At 72.9% G+C, this 21883-nt stretch carries 12 protein-coding genes, 3 pseudogenes and 1 riboswitch; of the genes and pseudogenes, 3 read left to right on the top strand and 12 right to left on the bottom strand.

Going from position 1 to position 21883, the window contains the following annotated elements:
• Window positions 1–13 precede the first annotated feature (13 nt).
• Window positions 14–134: riboswitch (cobalamin riboswitch) on the bottom strand.
• Window positions 135–223: 89 nt separating this feature from the next.
• The 4 genes and pseudogenes from OHB09_RS01735 to OHB09_RS01720 all read right to left on the bottom strand — a co-directional run.
• Window positions 224–313 (bottom strand): annotated as a pseudogene (locus OHB09_RS01735) (LysR family transcriptional regulator); the annotation flags it as partial.
• 50 nt (window positions 314–363) lie between these two features.
• Window positions 364–471, bottom strand: a pseudogene (locus tag OHB09_RS01730) (NADP-dependent oxidoreductase); the annotation flags it as partial.
• A 47-nt stretch (window positions 472–518) separates the two neighbouring features.
• A complete protein-coding gene (locus OHB09_RS01725; RefSeq protein ID WP_191854161.1) occupies window positions 519–1076 on the bottom strand; it encodes a DinB family protein in 558 nt (185 codons plus the stop codon).
• A 107-nt stretch (window positions 1077–1183) separates the two neighbouring features.
• Window positions 1184–1944, bottom strand: a pseudogene (locus OHB09_RS01720) (SDR family NAD(P)-dependent oxidoreductase).
• A gap of 163 nt (window positions 1945–2107) precedes the next feature.
• Here OHB09_RS01720 and OHB09_RS01715 point away from each other — a divergent pair.
• Window positions 2108–2761 (top strand): TetR/AcrR family transcriptional regulator, encoded by a 654-nt coding sequence (locus OHB09_RS01715; RefSeq protein WP_328921495.1) that lies wholly within the window; start codon window positions 2108–2110, stop codon window positions 2759–2761.
• 68 nt (window positions 2762–2829) lie between these two features.
• Here the strand turns inward: OHB09_RS01715 and OHB09_RS01710 are convergent, their stop codons facing one another.
• The 8 genes from OHB09_RS01710 to OHB09_RS01675 all read right to left on the bottom strand — a co-directional run bounded on the left by OHB09_RS01710 (window position 2830) and on the right by OHB09_RS01675 (window position 16835).
• A complete protein-coding gene (locus OHB09_RS01710) occupies window positions 2830–4578 on the bottom strand; it encodes a non-ribosomal peptide synthetase (protein ID WP_328921494.1) in 1749 nt (582 codons plus the stop codon).
• A 21-nt stretch (window positions 4579–4599) separates the two neighbouring features.
• Entirely contained in the window at window positions 4600–5943 is a 1344-nt protein-coding gene (locus tag OHB09_RS01705) for a condensation domain-containing protein (protein WP_191890717.1), read from the bottom strand.
• A gap of 3 nt (window positions 5944–5946) precedes the next feature.
• The gene (locus tag OHB09_RS01700) at window positions 5947–7644 is read right to left on the bottom strand and encodes an acyl-CoA dehydrogenase family protein (RefSeq protein ID WP_328921493.1); all 1698 of its coding nucleotides are present in this window, start codon (window positions 7642–7644) and stop codon (window positions 5947–5949) included.
• Window positions 7641–8417 (bottom strand): thioesterase II family protein, encoded by a 777-nt coding sequence (locus OHB09_RS01695; RefSeq protein WP_006136964.1) that lies wholly within the window; start codon window positions 8415–8417, stop codon window positions 7641–7643. The genes OHB09_RS01700 and OHB09_RS01695 overlap by 4 nt, the downstream gene beginning before the upstream one ends.
• On the bottom strand, window positions 8410–9690 hold the full coding sequence (locus OHB09_RS01690) for an MFS transporter (protein WP_328921492.1): 1281 nt from the start codon (window positions 9688–9690) through the stop codon (window positions 8410–8412). The genes OHB09_RS01695 and OHB09_RS01690 overlap by 8 nt, the downstream gene beginning before the upstream one ends.
• On the bottom strand, window positions 9687–12554 hold the full coding sequence (locus OHB09_RS01685) for a type I polyketide synthase (protein WP_328921491.1): 2868 nt from the start codon (window positions 12552–12554) through the stop codon (window positions 9687–9689). Before OHB09_RS01685 ends, OHB09_RS01690 begins: the two co-directional genes overlap by 4 nt.
• Window positions 12551–14392 (bottom strand): non-ribosomal peptide synthetase, encoded by a 1842-nt coding sequence (locus OHB09_RS01680; protein ID WP_328921490.1) that lies wholly within the window; start codon window positions 14390–14392, stop codon window positions 12551–12553. The genes OHB09_RS01685 and OHB09_RS01680 overlap by 4 nt, the downstream gene beginning before the upstream one ends.
• A 544-nt stretch (window positions 14393–14936) precedes the next feature.
• Window positions 14937–16835, bottom strand: coding sequence for an AfsR/SARP family transcriptional regulator (locus OHB09_RS01675; protein ID WP_191890721.1), 1899 nt, complete (start codon window positions 16833–16835; stop codon window positions 14937–14939).
• A 706-nt stretch (window positions 16836–17541) separates the two neighbouring features.
• Between OHB09_RS01675 and OHB09_RS01670 the strand changes: the two genes are divergently transcribed.
• Both OHB09_RS01670 and OHB09_RS01665 read left to right on the top strand, forming a co-directional pair.
• Window positions 17542–21522 (top strand): SpoIIE family protein phosphatase, encoded by a 3981-nt coding sequence (locus OHB09_RS01670; protein WP_318295214.1) that lies wholly within the window; start codon window positions 17542–17544, stop codon window positions 21520–21522.
• Window positions 21522–21833: an STAS domain-containing protein gene (locus OHB09_RS01665; protein ID WP_006136970.1), complete on the top strand. Its 312-nt coding sequence runs from the start codon at window positions 21522–21524 to the stop codon at window positions 21831–21833. Before OHB09_RS01670 ends, OHB09_RS01665 begins: the two co-directional genes overlap by 1 nt.
• The last annotated feature ends 50 nt before the right edge of the window (window positions 21834–21883 follow it).

Genomic DNA, 21883 nt, shown 5'->3' with positions numbered 1-21883 from the left:
GCCCGCGACGGACCAGTGTCCTGACTCCCGGATCGGCGCTTCCTCCGCCTTCCCGCGCGGCGCGCAGTGGCATGTCGGAGGGGCGCTCCCCGGTCACAGTGGCGGGACCGTGCCGGATTCGCACCGGCTTCCTGTCTCCCGTCGCGGCGATGACCTGGCGATCCTACGGTCCGCCCGGCCGACGGCGAAAGGGCGTGCGGATCGGCGCTCCCGCACGCGGCCTCGCCACTCCATGACCTTCGCTCACCAGGGAGAGCACCGCCCCGTCGTCCTCGGCCTCGACGGTCGCCTTCGGGATCCAGTCCTGTGCCGCACGCCGCCGCCGCGCTTCACCCATGCGGACATCGCGGAGAGGGGTGCCGCAACGATGATCTTGCCGGTGTTCTCGCCGTGCAGCATGCCCAGGAACGCGTCCACGATGTGCTCGAAGCCGTCGACCACCGTCTCGTCCGAAGCGAGCCGTCCCGCTCTCGTGGAGCGGCCGTTTCCGGGGCCGGCATCGGCTCGGCATCTCCCGGTCATTCGGCGCCGTACGGCTCCCGCCGGCGATAGAGGTCGCGCAGCAGGGCGATCTCGGCGCCGTGATGGATCAACTCCCTGTTGACGTGCAGGACTCGGTTCTCCATGGGCCACCGTTCGGGACCCGCCGTGGGCGGACCGTCCAGGTCGGCGTCCGAGAGCTCGCGGACTCCCGCGTTCCATCTCCCGTACATCTCATCGAGCTGTCGCAGCGCCTCGTCGGCGGTACCCGCATAGGCGAACGGCCGGGAATCGAGGTCCTGGCCGCCGAAGTACCATCCGACCCGATGGCCCAGGCAGGAGACGATGAGGTGCGCCAGCCGCCAGGCGATCGTGGTCACCGGCGCGGGCACGGGGGCAGGGGACGCGGAGTCCATCGTCCATTCCCCCGCCCCGTCCGGCATCGGTGCGGACGTCGTGCCACGGGGGCGGATGCTCCAGCAGTCGCGTACCGGCTCCCAGAAGTACTCCTCGTCGGTAAGACCCTCCAGCCGTGGCCGCAGGTTCTTGGTCCAGTACCAGTCCAACTGGTCCGCGAGTCGCTCGCTTCTCGTCATTTCCGCACACTACAGAGGGCGGAGACTCGGCTGTGCCCCTACGCCGGTGCATGGCTGCTCACTGTCACTGTCAAATCGAGGAGCTCGACGGGCACGCGCCCGCGGGCTCAGAGGAGGGCGCCGCCGGAGACCTCGATGCGCTGGGCGGTGACCCAGCGCAGGCCCTCGGAGGCCAGCGTGGCGATGGCGTCGCCGATCTCCTCGGGTTCGCCGACGCGGCCGAGCGCCGTCTGTCCGGCCAGGGCCCGGCGCATCCCGGCGTCGTCCCGCATCGCCCCACCGTTGAAGTCGGTGGCGGTCGGTCCCGGGGCGAGGGAGTTGACCCGGATGCCGTGCGGCCCGAGTTCCGCGGCGAGGGTGCGGCTCAGGGCCTCCACGGCGGCCTTCGAGGCGGAGTAGACAGAGGTGGCGGGGCTGGTGTGGCGGGTCAGCGACGTCGAGACGTTGATGACGTGGCCGCCCTGCGCCAGCAGCGGCACGAGGGCCTGGACGAGGAAGAACGTGCCCCGCACATTGGTGCGCCCATCACCGTGTCGAAGTCCTCGGTCGTGACGTCCTCCAGCGGTCCGAAGATTCCCACTCCCGCGTTGTTGACCAGGACGTCGAGCCGCGAGGCACCCCAGCGTTCCAGCCACTCGCGCAGCGCCGAGGTGAAGGCCGGGAAGGAGGACACGTCGCTGAGATCCAGCCGGAGAACAGCGGCGGTCCCGCCCGCCGCCCGCACCTGTTCCACCGTCTTCCCGGCGCCGGCGGTATCGCCGCGGTGGGTGACGAGGACCCGCATCCCGCGCGCGGCCAGGGCGACGGCCGCGCTGCGACCGAGGCCGCGATTCGCACCGGTCACCAGAGCGATCCTGTCGGTCGTCATGAGCTGTCTCCTCCATCGCGAACCACCGGAGCGAGGCCACCGGAAGGGGCCGAGCACCTTGAACAGCGAGGCGAGTCACTCGACTCCCCTCAGGTTCGTACCGTAGGCACGGCAATAGAGGCGAGTCAAGTGACTCGCCTCGGTGCTCCGGCATACTGTCCGCATGGCAGCAGAACTCTCGGCCCACCACCGCAGGCTCGCGCAGAAGAAACGCGAGGCGATCACCACCGCGGCCACCGAACTGTTCCTGGACCGCGGCTACGACGGCACCTCACTGGCCCGTATCGCCGAGGCGGCCGGGGTCTCGAAGTCCACCCTGTTCAAGCAGTTCCCCACCAAGGCAGCACTCTTCGAGGCCATCGTCACCGAGTCCTGGCAACGCGACGCCGGTGACGGCGCCGCGCGGCCACGGCCGGGAGATCTGCGCGCGGGACTGACGGCCATCGGCCGCCGCTACGCCGACCTGGTCGGCCGGCCCGGCATGGCGGCCCTGTTCCGGATCGTCATCGCCGAGCTGCCCCGCTTCCCCGAGCTGGGGCGGATGCAGTTCCAGCTCGGCAAGCTGCCCTACTTCACCTCCGTCCAGGATTACCTGGAATCCGAGCACGAGGCGGGCAACGCCGAGGTCCCGGACGCCGTGAGCGCCGCGAACCAGTTCCTCGGCATGATCGCCAACTACGTCCTGTGGCCGCGCATGCTGCTGACCGACTGGAATCCGGCGGCCTCCGACATCGACACGGCCGTCGAAGAGGCCGTCCGGACCATGCTGGCCAGATACGCCCCTTCCGACCGGCCCGGGCCGAAGCCGGGGAGTTGACGCCCCGCCGGGGGTGCCTCGCCGGGGCGGGGTCCGGCCGGGGCGCGGTGCCGGGCGGCAGCGCGGCCTCAGCGCAGGGCGGGCAGGATGTCGGCCACCGTCTCCGCCCTGATGACGTCGACCGCGCGCACCCGGAGGCCGAACTCCTCGCGCATCCGGCTGAGCAGCCGTGCCGTGGTGAGGGAGTTCACGCCGGCGTCGGCCAGGGAGTCCTCCAGCCCCAGGTCCTGCCCCACGAGGTCGCGGACCATCCTCAGGAGCACGGTGGCGGGTGAGCGGTCCTCCTCCTCGCCGCCGAGCCGGTTCCGCAGCAGTTCGGCCAGGGCGGCCCGGTCGATCTTGCCGTTGTCGTTGGTCGGCAGGTCGTCGAGGAAGAGGGCGGCCCGGGGGACGGCGGGGCCGGGCAGGCGGGCCGCGGCGTGGGCCAGCAGGGCCTGCTCGGAGCGGGTGGCTCCGGGGGAGGTGGTGAGCGCCGCGCCGACCTGGCGGATGCCCCCGCCGGTGGTGAAGGGGAAGGCCGCCGCACTCGTCACGCCGGGGAAGGACAGCAGCGCCGCCTCGATCTCGGCGGGTTCCAGACGGACGCCGTCGATCTTGAACTGGTCGTCGAGACGCCCGTGGAACTCGAGTACTCCCTCGGGCCTCATCAGGACGCGGTCGCCCGTCCGGTAGGTGCGCTCCTCGCCCTCGGCGGCCGGGACGAAGCCCCCGAAGTGGCCGCCCGCGTAGCCGAGAGCGACCCCGGCGCCGGTGACCCGCAGCTCGCCGAGCGTCCCCCGGGGCACCACCTCGCCCGCCTCGTCCGTCACCGTCACCGTCCGTCCGCTCAGCGGCACACCGATGGGGATGGCCAGGGGGTCCTCGTGGGCCCCGACGACATGGGTGGTGGTGAGGACTCCGGCCTCGGTGGGGCCGTACACGTTGAGGACCTCGGCCGGGAAGTCCTCGGCGGGCACGGCCCTCAGACGGTCGCCGCCGACCAGGAGCCGGCGCAGCGCCAGGTGTGCGGGCCGGGCCGCCCCCATCACCAGCTCACCGAGAGGGGTGGGCAGGAACATGGAGTCGATCCGCTGGTCGGCACACCATTCGAGAAGGCCCTCGGCGGAGCTGAGAGCCTCCTCGGGGGGCACGACCAGTGCGGCTCCGGTGCCGAGGGCGAGCCAGAGGTCGAGGAGGTGTGCGTCGAAGCCGGGGCTCGCCGTCATGGCGACCCGGTCCTCCTCCGTGATGGCCAGCCGGGTCGCCAGCCAGCTGATGAGGGTGGTCAGCGATTCCTGGCTGCCGAGCACGACCTTGGGACGGCCGGTCGACCCGGAGGTGGCGATGGCGTACGGCGCCGGCCCGGCGGCCCCGGCCATCCCGGCGGTGCGGCCGGTCCCGGTCAGGGCCACCTTCGTGCCGGCGACGGCGTGCCGGACGACGGGGTCGCCGCCGACGTCGGGGTGGTCGGCGGAGGCGAGGAGATGGCGGGCCGCGGCGGTCTCGACGATGCTCTCGCGGCGCTCTTTCGGGGGGTTCTCGCCGAGTGGAAGGTAGGTCGCTCCCACCTTCGCGAGGGCGAGTGCCGTGACGACGAGGGTGACCGAGCGCGGCAGGAGGACCCCGACGACGTCGCCGGGGGCCAGATGCTCGCGCAGTCGGGCCGCCAGTTCCGAGGACAGGCCGTCGACTGCGGCGTAGTCCCAGCAGGCCTCCGGTGTGAGCACGGCGGGTGCGTGCGGGCGGACACGCGCCCAGTGGGAGAACCAGTCGAGTACGGTCCCGCCCGGTGCCGGAGGCCGCGGGGTGGCGGGCGCGGGAAGGTGGCTGAGAAGCATGGGAGTCTCCTCCGTCGTCAGTTACAACTGGGCGAGCGGGGCGCCGGGGTGACGCAGGTACGAGGCGAGAAGCGCGAGATGCTCCTTCGCGAACGTCTCGACGTCGTCGTGGTCGAAGAAGGCGAGCTGGTAGTCCCACATGATCAGCATCCCCGGTGCCTGATCGCGGTGGGTCAGGCTCCGGCGGTGGTCGGGCATGAGGACGGCGTCCAGCGCGAACCGTGACGTGCCGTTCGGCATGCCCTCGACGAGATCGACGCGGAGTCCGCCCAGGTCGAGTGCGGGCAGTGAGGCGTCGTGCGCGCTGAACATCAGGCTGAACAAGGGGTTGTCCAGCCCGGAGGCGGACCTGCGGCCGAGGTCGCGGGTGAGCCGCTGGATCGGTGCCTGATGGTGCGCGAGGCTCTCCATGAGCTGTTCGGTCAGGGCGTCGAGCAGGTCCCGCGCGGGCCCGGGAAGCCGCAGATCGAGCCGGAGCGGCAGGGTGTTGACGAACATGCCGACACAGTCGGTGAACCCCTCCGGGCGGTTGCCGACCGCGGTGCCGACCGTGAAGTCCGGCCGGCCGGTCCACCGCCTGACGGCCTCCCCGAACAGGGCGAGCAGCACGGTGAACGGGGTGTGGCCGTCCCGCTTCGCCCGCTCGCGCAGCGCGGCGGCCAGGTCGGCGGGCACCGAGGTGCGCAGTTGCCCGCCGGCGATGCCCTCCGAGGTGGAGGGTGCGCCGAAGGGACCGGCGAAGTCGGCTCCGTCGAGCACTGAGCGGAAGTGGCCGAGCGCCCTGGCGTAGGCGTCCTCGTCGGTGTGGGAGGGGTGCCCGAGGTAGTCCACGTAGGAGCGGGAGGTGAGGGGCCTCGGCGGGTTCCCGCGTACGAGCTCGGCGTAGGCGCCGAAGAGGTCGCGCAGGGTGAGCGCGAAGGACATGCCGTCGTGCACCAGATGGTGCTCCGTCTGCAGCAGCCGGTGCCGTCCGGGGCCGAGCACGACGAGGAGCCATCGGATCAGCGGCCCCCGGGTCAGTTCGAAGGGCCTGTTGTGCAGGGCGTCCCGGAGGTTCTCCAGCGCGGCCTCCGGTTCCGGCTCCCCGCTGAGGTCGACGACCTCGACGTCGGGATCCTCCGGCGCGCCGACCCGCTGCCGGGGCGGGAAACTCCCGGAGACGAGGTGCAGACGGAGACCGTCGTGCCCGGCGATCACGTGTCGCATGGCGGAGCGCAGTGCCTCGTGGTCGAGGGGGCCGTACAGGTCGAGCGCGGCGGTGAAGGTGTAGGCACGGCTGTCGGGGAACAGGTCCTCGTGCAGCCACACGATCTGCTGCGAGGGGGTCAGCGGGTGGTCGGTGGTCGAGGGGGACGAGAGGCTCATCGGTTACTCCTCCTGCTCGCCGGCGAGCGCGAGGCGGCCGAGTGCCGCGTCCGCCCCGGCGTCGCGCGGGTGATCGAGTCGGTGCGCCAGGCCGGCCAGCCTGGCCTCCGCCGCCGTGCAGTACACGTCCGCGGCCAACTGGTCCCGTTCGGTGCCGGACTTCGCCGCCCGGCCGAGGACGAGGGCGGCGGTGAGGAGTTCGCAGGAGAACCGGCCGGCGGCGATGGTGAGGTCCTGCCGCTTCTCCAGGTCGGCGCGCCGGGGGTGGGCGGCCACCAGGACGCGGCAGCGTTCGGCGAACCACGCGGAGCGCGCGCCGATGTCCGCCCAGTGCCGCTCGTTGACCGGGGACAGGCCCTGTGGGGACGCCGCCGCGGACGGGAGCGCGGGGGCGGCGGGGGCGGGGTCCTCGTACCAGGGGCCGAACACGTTGCTCACGGCGTAGAAGTGGTCGACGAAGAAGTCCACCCCTCCGGAGACGCGCAGCATGCGCGCGTCCCGCCACACCCGTTCCAGCCCGTGCGGCTCCCGGCCGCGTGCGACGAGACCCTCGTCCGTCTCCAGTCCCCGCGCGGCCAGCAGCGACAGAGTGCGTTCGACGACACGCCAGCAGGTGACGGAGGTGATGTTCTTGGCCGCCATCTGCTCACGGCGCACCCGCGCCGGATCGCCCGGGGTGAGCAGGCACCAGCGGGCGACGGCCTCCTGCGCCATCATGTCCGCGGCGTTGCGGGCCACGATGTTCCGGACCTCGCCGTAGGCGGCGAGGTCGAGTCCGTCGACGCGGCGGCCGCGCAGGAAGTCGCGTGCGATGTCCTGGCACAGCGCGGTCAGCGCGGCGGCGGGAGCCGCGATGGCGTACATCCGGGCACGCACGCTGACGTCGTTGAGCTGGTTCTGCAGCCGCCATTCCTGCTCGGTGCTCAGGGCGGGGTCGACCACGAAGCGGAACGCGCGGGGCACCCGCACCCCGGTCAGGGACAGCGGGGCGTTGGGCACGCCCCGCAGGCCCACGAAGGAGTGCGGCTCCCCGACGGTGATGCCCGGCAGGTCGGTGGGCACGAAGAAGAGGCCGACGCGTCCGTCGTCCTCGCCGCCCAGGATGGTCGCGGAGACCCGCAGCAGTCCCGCCACGGGGGCGTTCTGGATGTAGACCTTCTGCCCGTCCAGGACGTAGTGCGTGCCCTGTTCGTCCAGCCGCGCGGTCGTGGCGCGCCGCCGGTTCGCCGCCCCGGTGGGTTCGGTGTCGGCGTCACCGGAGATCACCTGTGCCGCGTCCGCCGCGGCGACGGTGTCCTTGAGCGGCCCGTCCGGCAGGAGGGGAAGGTACGCGGAGGAACCGAAGCCCGTGTGCACGGCGACCGACACAGCGGGCGGGACGCTGTGCCGGGCCAGCGCGCTGATGACCCGGTAGGCGTTGTACGGGGACAGACCGCGGCCGCCGCGGCTCTCGGGCGTGGTGAGCGCGTAGAGTCCGGCGTCCCGCAGGGGTTTGACCCAGTCGGGGGGCAGGGAGCGCGTCCGCTCGACCTCCGGTACGTCCACCAGGCCGCGCAGCACCTCCGTGGCCTCGTGGACGGCGGCGGTGCCCTTCGCGGCGTCCTCCTCGTCCTGTTCGGGGAAGTCCGCGAGCAGGGGCCAGGCCGGCCTGCCGCGGTTCAGTTCCTCCAGCAGACTGCTCGCGTGGTGCACGTCGGTCATCGGTTCCGTTCCTCTTGGTAGTCGTGCACTGCTTCGGTCACCAGGGCGTCGACGGCCGCGCGGTAGGCCTCGGCGTCGTCACGGAAGGGGAAGTGGCCGCCGGGCACCCGCCGGTGGGCGAAGCGGGCGGTGTGGGCGGCCCACTGGCGGGCGTGCTCCTCGGGTACGTAGTCGTCCCGGCCGCGCAGGGTGGTGACGGGCACCGGCCACGGTGTGTCCGGGACGGGGGAGGGCTCCCGTGTCTCCAGGACGGTGAGATCGGCGCGGAACGCCCGCAGGGACAGGCGCAGTACCTCCGGGTCGGCGAGGATCTCCGCCGGGAGCGGGCTGTGCTGCCGGCCGAGCAGGGCCGCCAGTTCGCGGTCGGGCAGGTGCCGGGCGGGCTCCTTGAGAGGGGGCAGGTGGGGGGCGGGGGAGCCGGAGGCGATGAGGTGGAGGGGCGCGGGCGCGCCCCGGTCGAGGAGCAGGCCGGTCACCTCGTGGGCGGTCAGCGCCCCCAGGCTGTGCCCGAGGAAGACGTACGGCGCGGCGAAGTCGTGAGCGTCCGCCACGGCGGCGGCCAGGGTCTTCATGTCGAGGAGTTCCGGCTCCTCCAGCCGCACCCCCCGGCCCGGGAGCTGGAGCACGCGCACGGCGAAGCGCGAGCGCAGCGGATGGAACAGACGGATGTACTCACCGGCGGAACTGCCGCTGTGGGGGAAGCAGTACAGGGTGCACGGGTGGTCCCCGCCCGTGCGTCCGGTGAACCAGGGGATCGGGGTGTCGTCACTCATCTCGTGCCTCCTCCGGCTCGACGGCGGCGGCCACGTCGTCCACCGAGCGCAGTTTCCGTACGGGGGACAGGGCGATGGGCAGGGCGGAGAGCACACTGCCCAGGGCTGCGAGCAGCAGCGTCGGGCGCAGGCCGAGGGTCTCCCCGAGCACACCGCCGACGAGGGTGCCGGCGGGGATGGTGCCCCACACGAGGAAGCGGATGGACGCGTTCATCCGGCCCTGCATCGCCAGGGTGGTGACGCGCTGGCGCAGGCTGACCTGGCTGATGTTGTACACCGCCACGGCGAATCCGGAGATCGCCAGACTCAGCACCAGCAGGGGCACGGCGTCGGACGGCGTGGCCGACGGGAGCAGCAGCAGCGCCGCTCCCGGCAGGACGGCGGCGAGCAGCAGGGAGGGCCCGAAGCCCAGGCGGCGCACCAGCCGTGGGGTGAGGACCGCTCCCGTCACCATCGCCAGGCTCGCCGAGCCGACCACCAGGCCGAAGGTGCCGGGCGACAGTCCGAGCTCGCGCACGGCGAACAGCACCAGGACGGCCTGGATCATGCCGAACAGGTCGAAGAAGTTGGCGATCGCGGTGCACAGCACGATGGGCCGCAGCAGCGGGTGGTTCCACACGTGGCGCAGCCCCTCCAGGCCGGCGCTCCACGTCGACCGGCCGCCCAGGGCGGCGGGTTCCGGCTCGGCAGCGGGCAGACGGCGCACCAGGACCGCCGAGACGAGGAACGACACGCAGTCGGCGAGCAGGGCGAGCGGAGCGCTCAACACCTGCACGAGCAGCCCGCCCAGGGACGGCCCGGCGAACTGTGAGGCGCTCGCCGAGGCCGTGAGGGTGGAGTTGCCCTCGGTGAGCTGCGAGACCGGCAGCAGCTCGGGCAGGACGGACTGGTGGGCGACGTCGCCGAGCACCGTCAGCGCCCCGAGGGCGAAGGCGAGCAGGAGCAGGATCGCCAGGTGGGGGCGGAGCCACATGAGGAGCGGGACCAGGCCGAGGACGACCGCCCGCGCCATGTCGGTGAACACCATGACGTCGCGCCGGCGGTAGCGGTCGACCCAGACGCCGGCGGGCAGCCCGATCAGCAGGAACGGCAGGTACTGCACCGACATCAGCAGACCCAGTTCGAGGGCTCCGGCGTGGAGCACCAGGACCGCCGTGAGCGGGAGGGCGAGGACACTGACCTGGGAGCCGACCGTGGTGACGGTGTAGGCCGACCACAGCAGCCGGAAGTCCTTGTTCCGTCTGAGGGGCAGCACGGCGGAGGGAGCCGTCATGCGGACGTCCCCGCCGTCTCGCGCAGCCGCGCGGCGAGCGCGCCGACGGTGCGCGTGCCGAAGAGGGTGCGCACGGTGAGTTCCGCGCGGGGACCGAGTTGCTCGGTGAGCAGGGCGACCGCCCGGGTCGCGATGAGTGAATCGCCCCCCAGCTCGAAGAAGTCGTCCTCGGCCGTGAGGCCGTCGATGCCCAGCACGCGCGAGAACGCCTCCGCGACGACCGCCTCGACGTCGTCCCGGCGTTTCCCGGGAGCCTTCGGGGCGGCTGCGGCACGGCGGGGGACCGCGGGTGCCGAGGGCCCGAACTCCCTGCCCTCGAAGGGGTAGCCGGGAAGCGGAACGCGCCGCCGGGGCGAGGAGTGCCAGGCGGTCCAGTCCACCTCGATGCCGGTGCTCCACAGGGCGGCGGCGGCCTCGGCGAAGTGCAGGTGGGACGACTTGTCGTCCGCGGGGTGCGGGAGGCTCGTGAGCACGGCGCGCCCGTCGTAGTCCGGGTGCTGCCGGACGAGCGCGCTCGCGGTGTGGCCGGGACCCACCTCCAGCACCAGGGTGTCGGGCGAGGCCAGCAGCGTGCCCACGGCGTCGGCGAAGCGGACGGTGCCGCGGGCGTGCGCCACCCAGTAGTGCGGGTCCGCCGCCTGCGCCGCGGACAGCTCGGACCCCGTGTGGTCGGAGATCCAGCGGGTGGCCGGCGGACGTGGGTTCACGTGTGCGACGGCGGTGGCGAGTTCCCCGGCCACGGTGTCGATCTGGCGGGAGTGGGCGGGGGCGGCCACGCGCAGGGTCCTGACGTCGATCCCGGCCCCGGTCAGCGCCGCCGCCGCAGCCTCGACGTGGTGGGCCGGACCGGAGAGCACGCGGTTGCGCGGCGAGTTGACCACCGCGAGGTCCAGTTCGCCGAGGGTCGCGGCGGGGACGGCCGCGGCGATCTCCTCGTCGCCTGCGGCCACGGCGAGCATGGTGCCGGCGGGCAGGGAGGCGAGCAGACGTGCCCGGTCCACCACGTACCCCATGCCCTCCTCCAGGGACAGGTTGCCCGCCACGCAGGCGGCGGTGACGGCGCCGAGGCTGTGCCCGAGGACGAGGTCCGGTTCCACGCCCAGCGACCGCCACAGGGAGGCGGTGGCCCACTCGACCGCGAAGAGGCCGATCTGACTGGCGACCATGTCCGAGGACAGCCCGGGCGAGGAGATCATCCGCCGCAGATCGGCGTCCGGGAGACGGCGGCGCAGTGCCGCCGCGCACTCGTCGAGCGCGGCCGCGTAGGCGGGCCGGCCGTGGTCCAGGTCCGCGCCCATCCCGGGGTGCTGGCACCCCTGGCCGGGGAAGACGAACGCCACGGAGGACGCGGGCGGCGGCGCGGCCCCGGCCGCCTGCCGGGTGAGGGCGGCCGCGGCCGCTTCCGCGGTCGGGGCGGCGGCGGCGCGGCGGTGGGGCAGGCGGGCACGGCCCGTCTGCAGCGTGAAGGCGATGTCGGCGAGCCGTCCTCCGGTGTCCCGTCGCAGGTGCTCGGCCAGTCGGGACGCGGCGGTGCGCACGGCGCCGTCGGTGGCCGCGGAGAGCACGAGCACCTCGGGTTCCGCGGCAGGGGGTTCGGGCGGTTCCCCGGCGAGGTGCTGCTCGACGATGACGTGCGCGTTGGTGCCGCCCAGTCCCAGCGAGTTGACCGCGGCGCGCCGGGGTCCGTGCCCGGCGGGCCACGGCACGGTCTCGGCGTTGACCTCGAAGGGCACGGCGGTGAGGTCGAGTTCGGGGTTCGGGTCGCTGAAGTGAGCCGTGGGCGGGATCACGCCCTCCCGGACCGCGAGGATCGCGGTGAGCAGTCCCGCCACGCCCGCGGCGGCGTCGGTGTGGCCGATCACGCTCTTCACCGAGCCGAGCAGGCAGGGTTCCTCGCGGGGCGCGTCACCGGCGTACACGCGGTTGAGCGCGGCGACCTCGATGGGATCGCCCAGAGGTGTCGCGGTGCCGTGCGCCTGGACGTAGCCGATGTCCCGCGGCCGCAGCCCCGAGGCGTCGAACGCGGCCCGTATCGTCCGTTCCTGTCCCTGCACGCTCGGTGCCGTGAAGCCGATTCTGTCGCCGCCGTCGTTGCCGGTGGCGGAGCCCGTGAGGACCGCGTGCACGAAGTCCCCGGCGGCGAGCGCGTCGTCGAGCATCCGCAGGACGACGAACCCGGCGCCGTTTCCGGGCACCGTCCCCTCGGCCTTCGCGTCGAAGGGGCGGCACTGCCCGGAGGGGGCGACCAGGCCGGCCTCGTCCTGGCCGCTCAGCTCGGGGTCGATCCGTACGGTGGCGCCGCCCGCCAGCGCGAGGTCGCAGTCCCCGGCGAGCAGGCCCTGGATCGCGGTGTGGACGGCGACGAGCGAGGTCGAGCAGGCCGTCTGGACGGTGACGGCGGGACCCGTCAGCCGCAGCCGGTGACTGATGCGGCTGGTCGCGAAGTCGACCGCGGAGCCGAGCCGGATCACGTAGTCGCTGCCCAGCTCGAGTCGTGCCGGGGCGCTGTCGCGGTGGGCGATCAGTTTCTCCGGATAGTCGGTCTGGCCCGTGCCCGCGTAGACACCGACCCGGCCCGGCACCGCGCGGGGGTCGTGGCCGGCGTTCTCCAGCGCGTGCCAGGCGCACTCCAGCAGGACGCGGTGCTGGGGGTCGAGGGTGATCGCCTCGGCGGGGGAGTAGCCGAAGAACGCGGCGTCGAAGCGGGCGGGGGAGTCGAGCATGCCGAAGGCCCCGCGCCCGTCCCGGGTGATGCCGTCGGTTCCGGCCAGCAGGTTGCGCCACAGCTCGTCCACGTTCGCGGCGCCGGGGAAGCGTCCCGCCAGCCCGACGACGGCGACGGCGTCCGGTCCGGGGCCGGTCATCGCGTGCCTCCCGAGGCGCGGCGGGCACGCAGCCGGTTGGGGGCCGTGGGCCGTGAGACGTGCGGGTCGGCGGCGGCCTCGCCCTCGTGCAGGAAGCGGGCGAGCGCCCGCGGTGTGGTGTGGGTGAAGAGCGCGATGCTCGGGACCTCGCGCCCCAGGTCGGCGCTGAGCCGGCGCCTGACCCCGGCGAGCATCAGCGAGTGGGCGCCGAGGTCGAACACGTTGTCGTCCACGCCCACGGCCCGGTCCAGCTCGGCCGACCACAGCCCCGCGAGGTGGCCGGCGAGCCCCTCCGCGGTCTGGAGCGCGCTCACCTCCGCCGAGGCGGCCGAAGCGTCGGCGGGCGTCGGCGGTACCTCCCGGGGCGGGGGGAGTAACGTTTCGTCGACCTTGCCGTTGGCGGTGACGGGCAGCACGTCCAGCACCACCACCTCGGCCGGGAGGAGATGGCCGGGCAGCAGCCCTCCCAGCCGCTCGCGCAGCGCCGGACCGTCCTGGCGCGTGGCCGTGACGGCGTAGGCCGTCAGCCGGACCTCCCCGCGGCCGTCGCGGCGTACGAGGGTGTGGGCGGCGGTCACACTGTCCAGCCTCAGCAGCGCCGCACTGACCTCGGACGGGTTGACCCGGTGGCCGCGGATGTTGACCTCGCCGTCGATCCTGCCGAGCACGGTGATCACACCGTCGGCCTCACGGCGCGCCCGGTCCCGGGTCCGGTAGAGCCGCAGCGAGGGGTCCGAGGGGTGCGGGACGAAGGCCGCGCCGGTGCGCTCGGCGTCACCGAGGTACCCCTCGGCGAGGCACCAGCCGCCGATGTACAGCTCACCGGTGCCGGGCGCCGTGACCTCCGAGCCGTCCTCGGCCAGCACGAACGCCTCCACACCGGGCAGGGGACGGCCGACGGGCAGCGCCCCGGCAGGCTCCTCCTCCCGGGTGTCCTCCCACACCGCGCAGGTGACCGTCGTCTCCGAGGCGCCGTAGGCGTTCACCAGCCGGGCCCCGCTGTGCCCGCGCCAACGGCGCGCGGTGTCCCCGTCACCCATGTCGCTGCCGATGACGAGGAGCCGCACCGTGTCGGGAACCCGCCGGCCGCCGCAGTCCAGTTCCGCCACCCACTCGCGCCAGTAGGGCGTCGGCAGGTTGAGCACGGTGACCCCGTGGTGGGCGAGGAAGTCCGTCAGCTCCGAGGGCGCCGGCACCGGATGGGGCGCGGCCACGACGGTCGCGCCGGCGGCCAGGGTGGGGAACACCTCCTCGACGACGACGTCGAACGCCGGGTTCGCGAACTGCAGTACCCGGTCCCGCGGTTCGAGCCCGTAGACCTCGCCCATCGTCCGGGCATGCCGTTCCAGGGCGGAGCCGGACACCTCGACGAGCTTGGGCGCGCCGGTGGAACCGGAGGTCCGCACCAGATAGCCGGCCGGTCCCGTGTCACCGGAAGCGGGAGCGGCCGCCACGGGGCCGGTGTCCCGGCCGGAGGCGGGCCCGGGCCCGGAGCCGGAGTCGGGCGGGACCGTGGCGAAGCCCGCGAGTTCCGCCGGAACGGGCCCTTCGGTCACCAGGGCGCGCACGCCCGCTCCGGTCAGCGCGGAACGGGTGTGCTCCGCCGGCGCCTCGGGGTCGACGGCGAGGAAGGGCACTCCGGTCGCGGCCACCGCCAGCAGCGCGGTCACCAGGTCCGCGCCGCGGCGGAGCCGGACCGCCACCGGGCGGCCGCCGCAGGTCTCCTTGAGGGTCTGCGACAACGCGCCCGCCGCGGCGAGGAGTTCGCCGTAACTCAGGGACCGCTCGCCGTCGATCACGGCGGTGTGCCCGGGAGCGGTGCGCGCGTGATTCGTCACGGCATCGAGAAACGAAAGCCCGGGCGACCGGAATTGATCGCCGTACCGGCCGGGAACCACTTCGGCGGAAGCAAACATGAGGAAACACACCTCGACTACTTCTCGTTCACGGTGAATGAAGTGAGGGATTACGTCTGTTGCGTCGGAGCCCGTTCTGCGCAGGCCCGTTCTGTGGAGGCCCGTTCTGCGGGTGCGGGCCGCGGCACCTCGCGCCCCTGGCGCTTCTGCCGTCCTTTCCGTCGGGCACGACCCGGCCGCACGACCGACGACGCTGTGGGAATGGGCTTCGAGCGCGGACAGGGGAGAAGGAGAGGACGGGAGGGGTGGTGCTCCGCCCCGGGGGACCGTACGGACCGCGGGACGGGGTCGCGGTATTCGGAAGCGGGACGTCCGCTGCCCCGTCTACGGTACGCACGGTGCGCCTGTGGTGATAAGCGGTCGATAATCGGGCCGTCGCAGGGTGTGAACGGGCAGAGGCGGGGACCGCTCGGGCCGTGGGTCCGAGCGGTCCGGCGCGGGGTCCGGCGCGCCGTGGGGCGGGGGTTCAGGCGACCAGGGGAGGGAGCGGCGCGGTCACCGGAAGGGGGTACTCGAGGTGGGCGAACTGCCGCAGCAGGGCCGAGAAGACGTAACCGCGGTGGGCTCGCCGCTCCAGCATCGAGGCGTCCGCGAGCCGTTCGAGCAGCACCTCGGCATGGGCGTGCGGCACCCCGAGGGCCCGGGAGGCCGAGGCCGCCGTGAGGCACCCGGGGGACCAGGACAACCGGGTCCAGGCCCGGGCCAGTTCGGGGTCGAGCTGCCGGACGTTCTTCTCGAAGCAGGTGCGCACCGTCTCGCAGTGCGAGAGCAGATGACCCGGGTCGTCGTGGATCCGGCGCACGAGTGTCTCCAAGGACAGCTCCGGACGGATCGCGAGCCAGTCGCCCACCGCGTGCACCGCGAGTGGCAGCCCTTCGCACATCCGCGCCAGCTCCGAGGCGGCGGCCCGTTCCTCGCACACGCGTTCCCGCCCCATGACGGAGGCGAGGATCTCGAGCGATTCCTCCACCGAGACCGGCCCGAGGCGGACCCGCCTGGTCGCCGGCAGTCCCGGAAACAGGCGGGTGCCGGTCACCAGGACGGCGCACCGCGGGCTCCCGGGCAGCAACGGCCGCACCTGCGCCGCGTCGTGCGCGTCGTCGAGCACGATGAGCAGTCGGCATCCGTCGGTCATCGAACGGAACAGCGCGGACAGGTCGCTCAACCCCTCGGGCAGGGCGGCCCGCGGCAGACCGAGTGAGACGAGGAAGCCGCGCAGCACGGCCGAGGGCGCCGTCCGTTCCCCCTCGTCCGTGAGATCGGCGTGGAGCACCCCGCCGGGGAAGGCGGGCTGGACCTGATGGGCGGCCCGTACCGCGAGCGAGGACTTCCCACTGCCCGGCACACCGGTCACCGCGACGATCGCCGGGCCCGTGCGGCGAGGTGGGAGCAGGGCCTCGACGACCGAGGAGAACGCCTGTTCGTTGCCGACGAAGTTCTCAACGGGGTGGGGCAGTTGATGCGGCACCGGCCAACCGGGCTGGGCTCGGGGCGGCCAGGGCGCCGCTTCCGCTGTGGTGCCCCGGGAGGGAGCTTCGGCCAGGCCTTCCCCCGCCAGTATCCGCTGGTGCATGCGGACCAGTTCGGGCTCGGGATCGATGCCGTGCTCCTCGGCCAGCCCCCGGCGGATCCGGTCGAAGACCGCGAGTGCCTCGTGCTGTCGTCCCGTGTCGTGCAGGGCCTGCATCAGCAGGCGGTGCGCCCGCTGCCGCAGCGGATGCGCCGCCGCCAGCACCATGAGGTCCGGGACGGCGAACGAGGCCCGGCCGAGTGCCAGCCGGATGTCGCAGCGTTCCTCGCTCAGAACCGTGGACAGTTCGGTGAGCCGGGCCCGCTGGCGGGCGGCGAAGTCCCCGGGCACGCGGTTGAGCGGCTCGCCGTACCAGCGGCCGAGCGCCACCTTCAGCAGGGTGTCGGCCTCTTCGAGGTGCCCGCGCGTACGGGCCTCGGCGGCCGAGGCGGAGAGCCCCTCGACCTCCTCCACGTCGGTCAGGGGCCCGGTGAGCGTCAGCCGGTAGCCGTCCCCCCTGGACAGCAGGGCGTCCCGGCCCACACCGGAGGTCTCGAGGAAACGCCGCCACTTCCAGGCGTGGGTACGGACGGCGGCCACCGCGGTGTCCGGCGGCTCGTCGCCCCAGATGCCGTGGACCAGTTCGGCCAGCGTCGCGGTCCGTCCGGGCTGGAGCAGCAGGACGGCGAGGAAGGCCTGCGCCTGCGGGGAACCGATGTCCCGTACGGCGCCGTCGACGCGTACGTGAACGGGCCCGAGCAGATGGAAACGGAGTTCCTTCCCCGGGTGCGTGGACGGCGGTAACGGGTGTTCGGAGTCAATGCGGGTACGGGCGACGGACTTTCCTGTCTCCACCGAACCTCCTGTAGCGCTGGAGCTTTCGGCAGGAAGCCCGAAGGACGGTGGCGTGCGCCTCGGACAACGATGTCCCGCCGAATGGAAAGGTCCTGTCCAATGAATACGGACCTTTCCGCTCCAGCGAGCATGCATGCTGAATCCGCGGAGATCCACAGGGGCATGATGTATGGCGAAAAATGATCACCCGCATATCCGGAAGGTGAAGAGGAGAAGTGAGTGGACGGCCTCACGGAGGTGATTCTTCACATCTTTTCCACAGGGTGCGGCGGATGAAGAGGGCGTTCCCGCATACCGCTCCGGCCGACGAGGGGGCCGAGCGCCGGGGCCGCCGCGCGTCCCGGTGGCGCCTTCCGGTGCGGGTGCCCGCGACGCGTCCCACTATCCTGGGGACCGCGACCGCCGGTGCCCGATGCGTGCGTTCATATGAGTGGGAAAAGGGCACACCGCTCCAGGAGGACAGGCACGTGGCCGAAGGCGTCGGCCTGTTTGAGGGACATGAGGGAAAGGGTCTCGTGTGGAGCGTTCGGGCCGGTCGGTGAGCAGGCCGCGAGCCGTGGGCGACGGCGGGGTGTTCGCCGCCTGCCAGGAGGTGGGCGGGGACCTCGCCGAGGTCGACTGGGCGGCGACACCGCTCGGGCCGCCGCGGGAGTGGCCGCAGAGCCTGCAGACGGCCGTCAGCATCCTGCTGTCCTCGCGGTTCCCGATGTGGATGGCGTGGGGCGAGGAGCTGACGTTCTTCTGCAACGCTGCCTACCGGCGCGACACCCTCGGCCGCAAGTACCCGTGGGCGCTCGGCCGGCCCGCGAGTGAGGTGTGGTCGGAGATCTGGGGGGACATCGGCCCCCGCATCGAGGCCGTCCTCGGCACGGGCCGGGCCACGTGGGACGAGGCCCTGCTCCTCTTCCTCGAACGCTCCGGGTACACCGAGGAGACGTACCACACGTTCTCCTACAGCCCGCTCAGGGACGACGCCGGTGAGGTCGTCGGCATGCTGTGCGTGGTCAACGAGGACACCGAGCGGGTGATCGGCGAGCGGCGCATGGCCACCCTGCGGGACCTGGGCTCGGACCCGAGCGTGATCCGCACCGAGCAGGAGGTGCTGGCCTTCGTCCACCGGCAGCTCTCCCGCAACCTCAAGGACCTGCCCTTCACCCTCACCTACCTGTTCGACGGCGACGAAGCACGGCTGGCGGGTACGACCGGCGTCACCCCCGGTACGCCCGTCGCACCGCGCTCCCTTCCCGTCGGCGGTCCCGGGGGCGTGTGGCCCGTCTGGGAACTGGCCGAGGGGGAGACGCGCGTCATCCCGTTGGCCGAGGCCTCGTTCGGCCCCCTGCCGGTGGGCGACTGGCCCGAATCACCCCTGCAGGCGCTCGTGGTGCCCCTGCTGCGGCAGGGCGGCGCACCCTACGGCTTCCTGGTGGCGGCCCTGAACCGCTATCGCGACCTGGACGACCACTACCGGGGGTTCGTCGAGCTGACGGCAGGACACATCGCCTCGGGAATCGGCAGCGCCCGGAGTTACCAGGCACAGCAGCGGCGCGCGGAGGAACTGGCGGAGCTGGACCGGGCGAAGACCACCTTCTTCTCGAACATCAGCCATGAGCTGCGCACCCCGCTGACGCTGATCATGGGGCCGGTCGAGGAACTGCGCACCCGGCTCAGCGGCGCGGGCGAGGAGGTGCACGCGGAACTCGACGTCATCCACCGCAACGGGTTGCGGCTGGGCAAGCTGGTCAACACGCTGCTGGACTTCTCCAGGCTCGAGGCCGGGCGGATGCAGGCCCGCTACGAGCCTGTCGAACTGGCCGCGGTCACCGCGGAGTTGGCCAGCGTCTTCCGTTCGGCGGTGGAGCGGGCCGGGCTCACCCTCGACGTGGACTGCCCCGCCCTGGACGAACCGGTGTACGTGGACCGTGCCATGTGGGAGAAGGTGGTCCTGAACCTGCTCAGCAACGCCCTCAAGTTCACCTTCGAGGGAGCGGTGCGCGTGCGTGTGCGCCGGTCCGGCCCGGACGCCGTGGTCGTCGTGGCCGACACCGGTACCGGCGTGCCGGAGACCGAGATGCCCCGGCTGTTCGAGCGCTTCCACCGCATCGAGAACGCCCGTGCCCGGTCCCACGAGGGAAGCGGCATCGGGCTGGCCCTGGTGCGGGAACTCGTCGGTCTGCACGGCGGCACCATCGACGCCGAGAGCACCGAGGGGGTCGGCACCACCTTCACCCTGCGGATTCCCTTCGGTACCGCCCATCTGCCGGCGGACTCCGTGGTCTCGGAGCCGGACGGCGGCGCGGCCGGGGCCACCGCGGACCCATACGTCCACGAGGCATTCCGCTGGCTTCCGACGAGTGAACCGGCCCCGGCGGACGACGGCGGTCCGCGGGAGGTGGGAGCAGCCGCGGTCGTCCCCGGTGCCGGGCCCGCGTACAGCGCACGGGTCCTGGTGGCCGACGACAACGCCGACATGCGGGAGTACCTCGCCCGGCTCCTGGCCGCCGCGGGGTACCGGGTCACCGAGGTGACCGACGGCGTCGAGGCACTCGCCGCCGCCCGCCGACGCACCCCCGACCTCGTCGTCAGCGATGTGATGATGCCCCGGCTGGACGGGCTGGAGCTGGTGTCGCGGCTGCGCGCCGACCCCCGCACGGCCTCCGTGCCGGTACTGCTGCTGTCGGCCAGGGCCGGGCAGGAGGCGTCGATCGAGGGGCTGCGGGCCGGCGCCGACGACTACCTGGTGAAGCCCTTCGCCGCCGCCGAACTCCTGGCCCGGGTCCGCGCCAACGTCGAGCTGGCCCGGCTGCGCGACCACCACCTGCGCTGGCGGACGGCGCTCATCGACTCCCTCCAGGAGGCGTTCTTCGTCTGCGACGAGTCGGGAACCGTCGTGGAGATCAACGCCGCCTTCACCGACATCCTCGGTTACGGCCCCGAGGGCCTCCCGTACGCCCCGGTCCACCCGTGGTGGCCGCACGCGCCCGCCGATCCGGGTGCCTACGAGCAGGTCGGCGACGCCTTCGCCCGCCTGCTGCAGAGCCCCCGGGGCTCGTACACCGTCCCGGTCACCCATCGTGACGGTCACCGCCTGTGGGTCGCCGTGAACTTCAACAAGGCCGAGGACCCGAACACCGGGCGAGGGGTCACGGTCGGCACCTTCCGCGACGTCACCGCCGAGCACTACGCCGTCCAGCGGGAGACGGCCCTCGCTGCGCTGAGCACCTCGCTGTCCCGTGCCGCCGACCTTCCCGAGGCACTGTCCGCCGGCCTGCACGTGCTGCGGTCGCTGTGGCACGCGCGCGTCGTGGTGGCCGCCGTCTTCGGCGGCGGCGACACTCCGGCACTCACGGCCACCGACGCGACTCTGCGGTGGGAGGACCTGCCCGCCGCGCGCAGGGAAGCGCTCACGGCCCTGCGCGACCGGCCCTCGCTCACGGTGGTGGCCGAGGACAGTGGGGCGGGCGTTCTGCTGGAGCACCCCGAGAGCCCGATGGTCGTGTGGGTCGATCTGGAGGGTCACCGGCCGTTCGGTTCCGAGGACCAGCTGTTGCTGTCCCTGCTGGCCGGTCATCTCGCGCAGGGACTGGGGCGGGCGCACCAGATCGACCAGCAGCGGGAGACCGCGATCGCGCTCCAGCGGGCCATCCTCGGTCCCGCCCGGCTTCCCGAGGGCTTCGCCGTGCGGTACGAACCCGCCACCCGCCCGCTGGAAGTGGGAGGCGACTGGTACGACACCGTCACCCTGCCGGACGGACGGATCGGCATCGTCGTGGGCGACTGTGTCGGACGGGGCCTGGAGGCGGCCAGCGTCATGGGGCAGCTGCGCAGCGCCTGCCGCGCACTGCTGCTCCAGGACCCCAGCCCGGCCCGCACGCTGACGGCCCTGGACCAGTTCGCGGCCGGTGTGGCCGGTGCGATCTGCACGACCGTCTTCTGCGGGGTCCTCGAGCCCGGCAGCGGAGAGCTCACCTATTCGAGCGCCGGTCACCCGCCGGGCATCCTCGTACATCCCGACGGCAGCAGCAGGCTGCTGGAGGACGGGCGTGCGCTGCCGCTGGCGGTACGACCGGGCAGGGCCCGCCCCGAGGCGACGTGTTCCCTTCCGGCCCGCGCGACGCTGCTGCTGTACACCGACGGCCTGGTCGAGCGCCGTCGGCGTCCGCTCAGCGCGGGCATGGAGCAGGCGGGCGAGGCCGTGAAGGAAGGCCGTGAGATGCCCGTCGAGGATCTCGCCACCGCGGTGATGTCCAGGCTCGCACCGGCCGGCGGGTACGACGACGACGTGGCGCTGCTGCTGTACCGTCATCCGGCGCCGCTGGAGATGATCTTCCCGGCCGAGTCCTCCCAGCTCGCGCCCGTCCGCAGGGCGCTGCGCGGCTGGCTGGACCAGTGCGACCTGCCGCCCACCACGGTGCAGAACGTACTCGTCGCCGCCGGCGAGGCCTGCGCCAACGCGATCGAGCACGGACACCGCCACACCCCGGGTGAGGACGTGAGGCTGCGCGCCGAGGCGCTGGTGGACACCCTGCGCGTGACGGTCGCCGACAGCGGCCGGTGGAGGGTCCCGCAGCGCGGGAGGAACACGCACCGCGGCCGGGGCATCTCGCTGATGCACGCCCTGATGCAGGAGGTCACCGTCGCTCCCGGACCGTCCGGGACCACCGTCGACATGCAGATGAGGATCGCCTGATGACGACCCCGCTCACTCTCACACCGGGCCGCGGTCCCGACGGCACCGGCCGTCTCGCCGTCAGCGGTGAGATCGACATGAGCAACGCCGGTGATCTGGCCGAGGCCCTGGACAGTGGCTCGGGCCCCCTCGTCGTGGACCTGACCGGGGTGGAATACCTCGACAGCGCGGGGTTGAGCGTTCTGTTCGCCCACGCGGAGCGGCTCGAACTCATCGTCCCGCCGCTGCTCGAACCCGTCCTCACCGTGTCGGGCCTCGCCGATCTGGTCACCGTTCACGGCCTCGGCGGGGAGGCCGGGTCACGGCAATGATCCGGCCCACCGCGGGTAGCCGCGTCTTTCCGCCCGTCCCCTTCCGTCGT

Source organism: Streptomyces griseoaurantiacus (genome assembly GCF_036189845.1).
GTDB lineage: Bacteria > Actinomycetota > Actinomycetes > Streptomycetales > Streptomycetaceae > Streptomyces > Streptomyces griseoaurantiacus.
This window is presented reverse-complemented; position numbering and strand designations above follow the sequence as displayed.

What these genes read in the sequence shown, in the direction of transcription:
- OHB09_RS01705 (WP_191890717.1), bottom strand. Translation starts at nt 5,943, where the DNA reads ATGAGCCTCTCGTCCCCCTCGACCACCGACCACCCGCTGACCCCCTCG.
- OHB09_RS01710 (WP_328921494.1), bottom strand. Translation starts at nt 4,578, where the DNA reads ATGCTTCTCAGCCACCTTCCCGCGCCCGCCACCCCGCGGCCTCCGGCA.
- OHB09_RS01700 (WP_328921493.1), bottom strand. Translation starts at nt 7,644, where the DNA reads ATGACCGACGTGCACCACGCGAGCAGTCTGCTGGAGGAACTGAACCGC.
- OHB09_RS01685 (WP_328921491.1), bottom strand. Translation starts at nt 12,554, where the DNA reads ATGACCGGCCCCGGACCGGACGCCGTCGCCGTCGTCGGGCTGGCGGGA.
- OHB09_RS01690 (WP_328921492.1), bottom strand. Translation starts at nt 9,690, where the DNA reads ATGACGGCTCCCTCCGCCGTGCTGCCCCTCAGACGGAACAAGGACTTC.
- OHB09_RS01715 (WP_328921495.1), top strand. Translation starts at nt 2,108, where the DNA reads ATGGCAGCAGAACTCTCGGCCCACCACCGCAGGCTCGCGCAGAAGAAA.
- OHB09_RS01670 (WP_318295214.1), top strand. Translation starts at nt 17,542, where the DNA reads ATGTGGATGGCGTGGGGCGAGGAGCTGACGTTCTTCTGCAACGCTGCC.
- OHB09_RS01725 (WP_191854161.1), bottom strand. Translation starts at nt 1,076, where the DNA reads ATGACGAGAAGCGAGCGACTCGCGGACCAGTTGGACTGGTACTGGACC.
- OHB09_RS01665 (WP_006136970.1), top strand. Translation starts at nt 21,522, where the DNA reads ATGACGACCCCGCTCACTCTCACACCGGGCCGCGGTCCCGACGGCACC.
- OHB09_RS01695 (WP_006136964.1), bottom strand. Translation starts at nt 8,417, where the DNA reads ATGAGTGACGACACCCCGATCCCCTGGTTCACCGGACGCACGGGCGGG.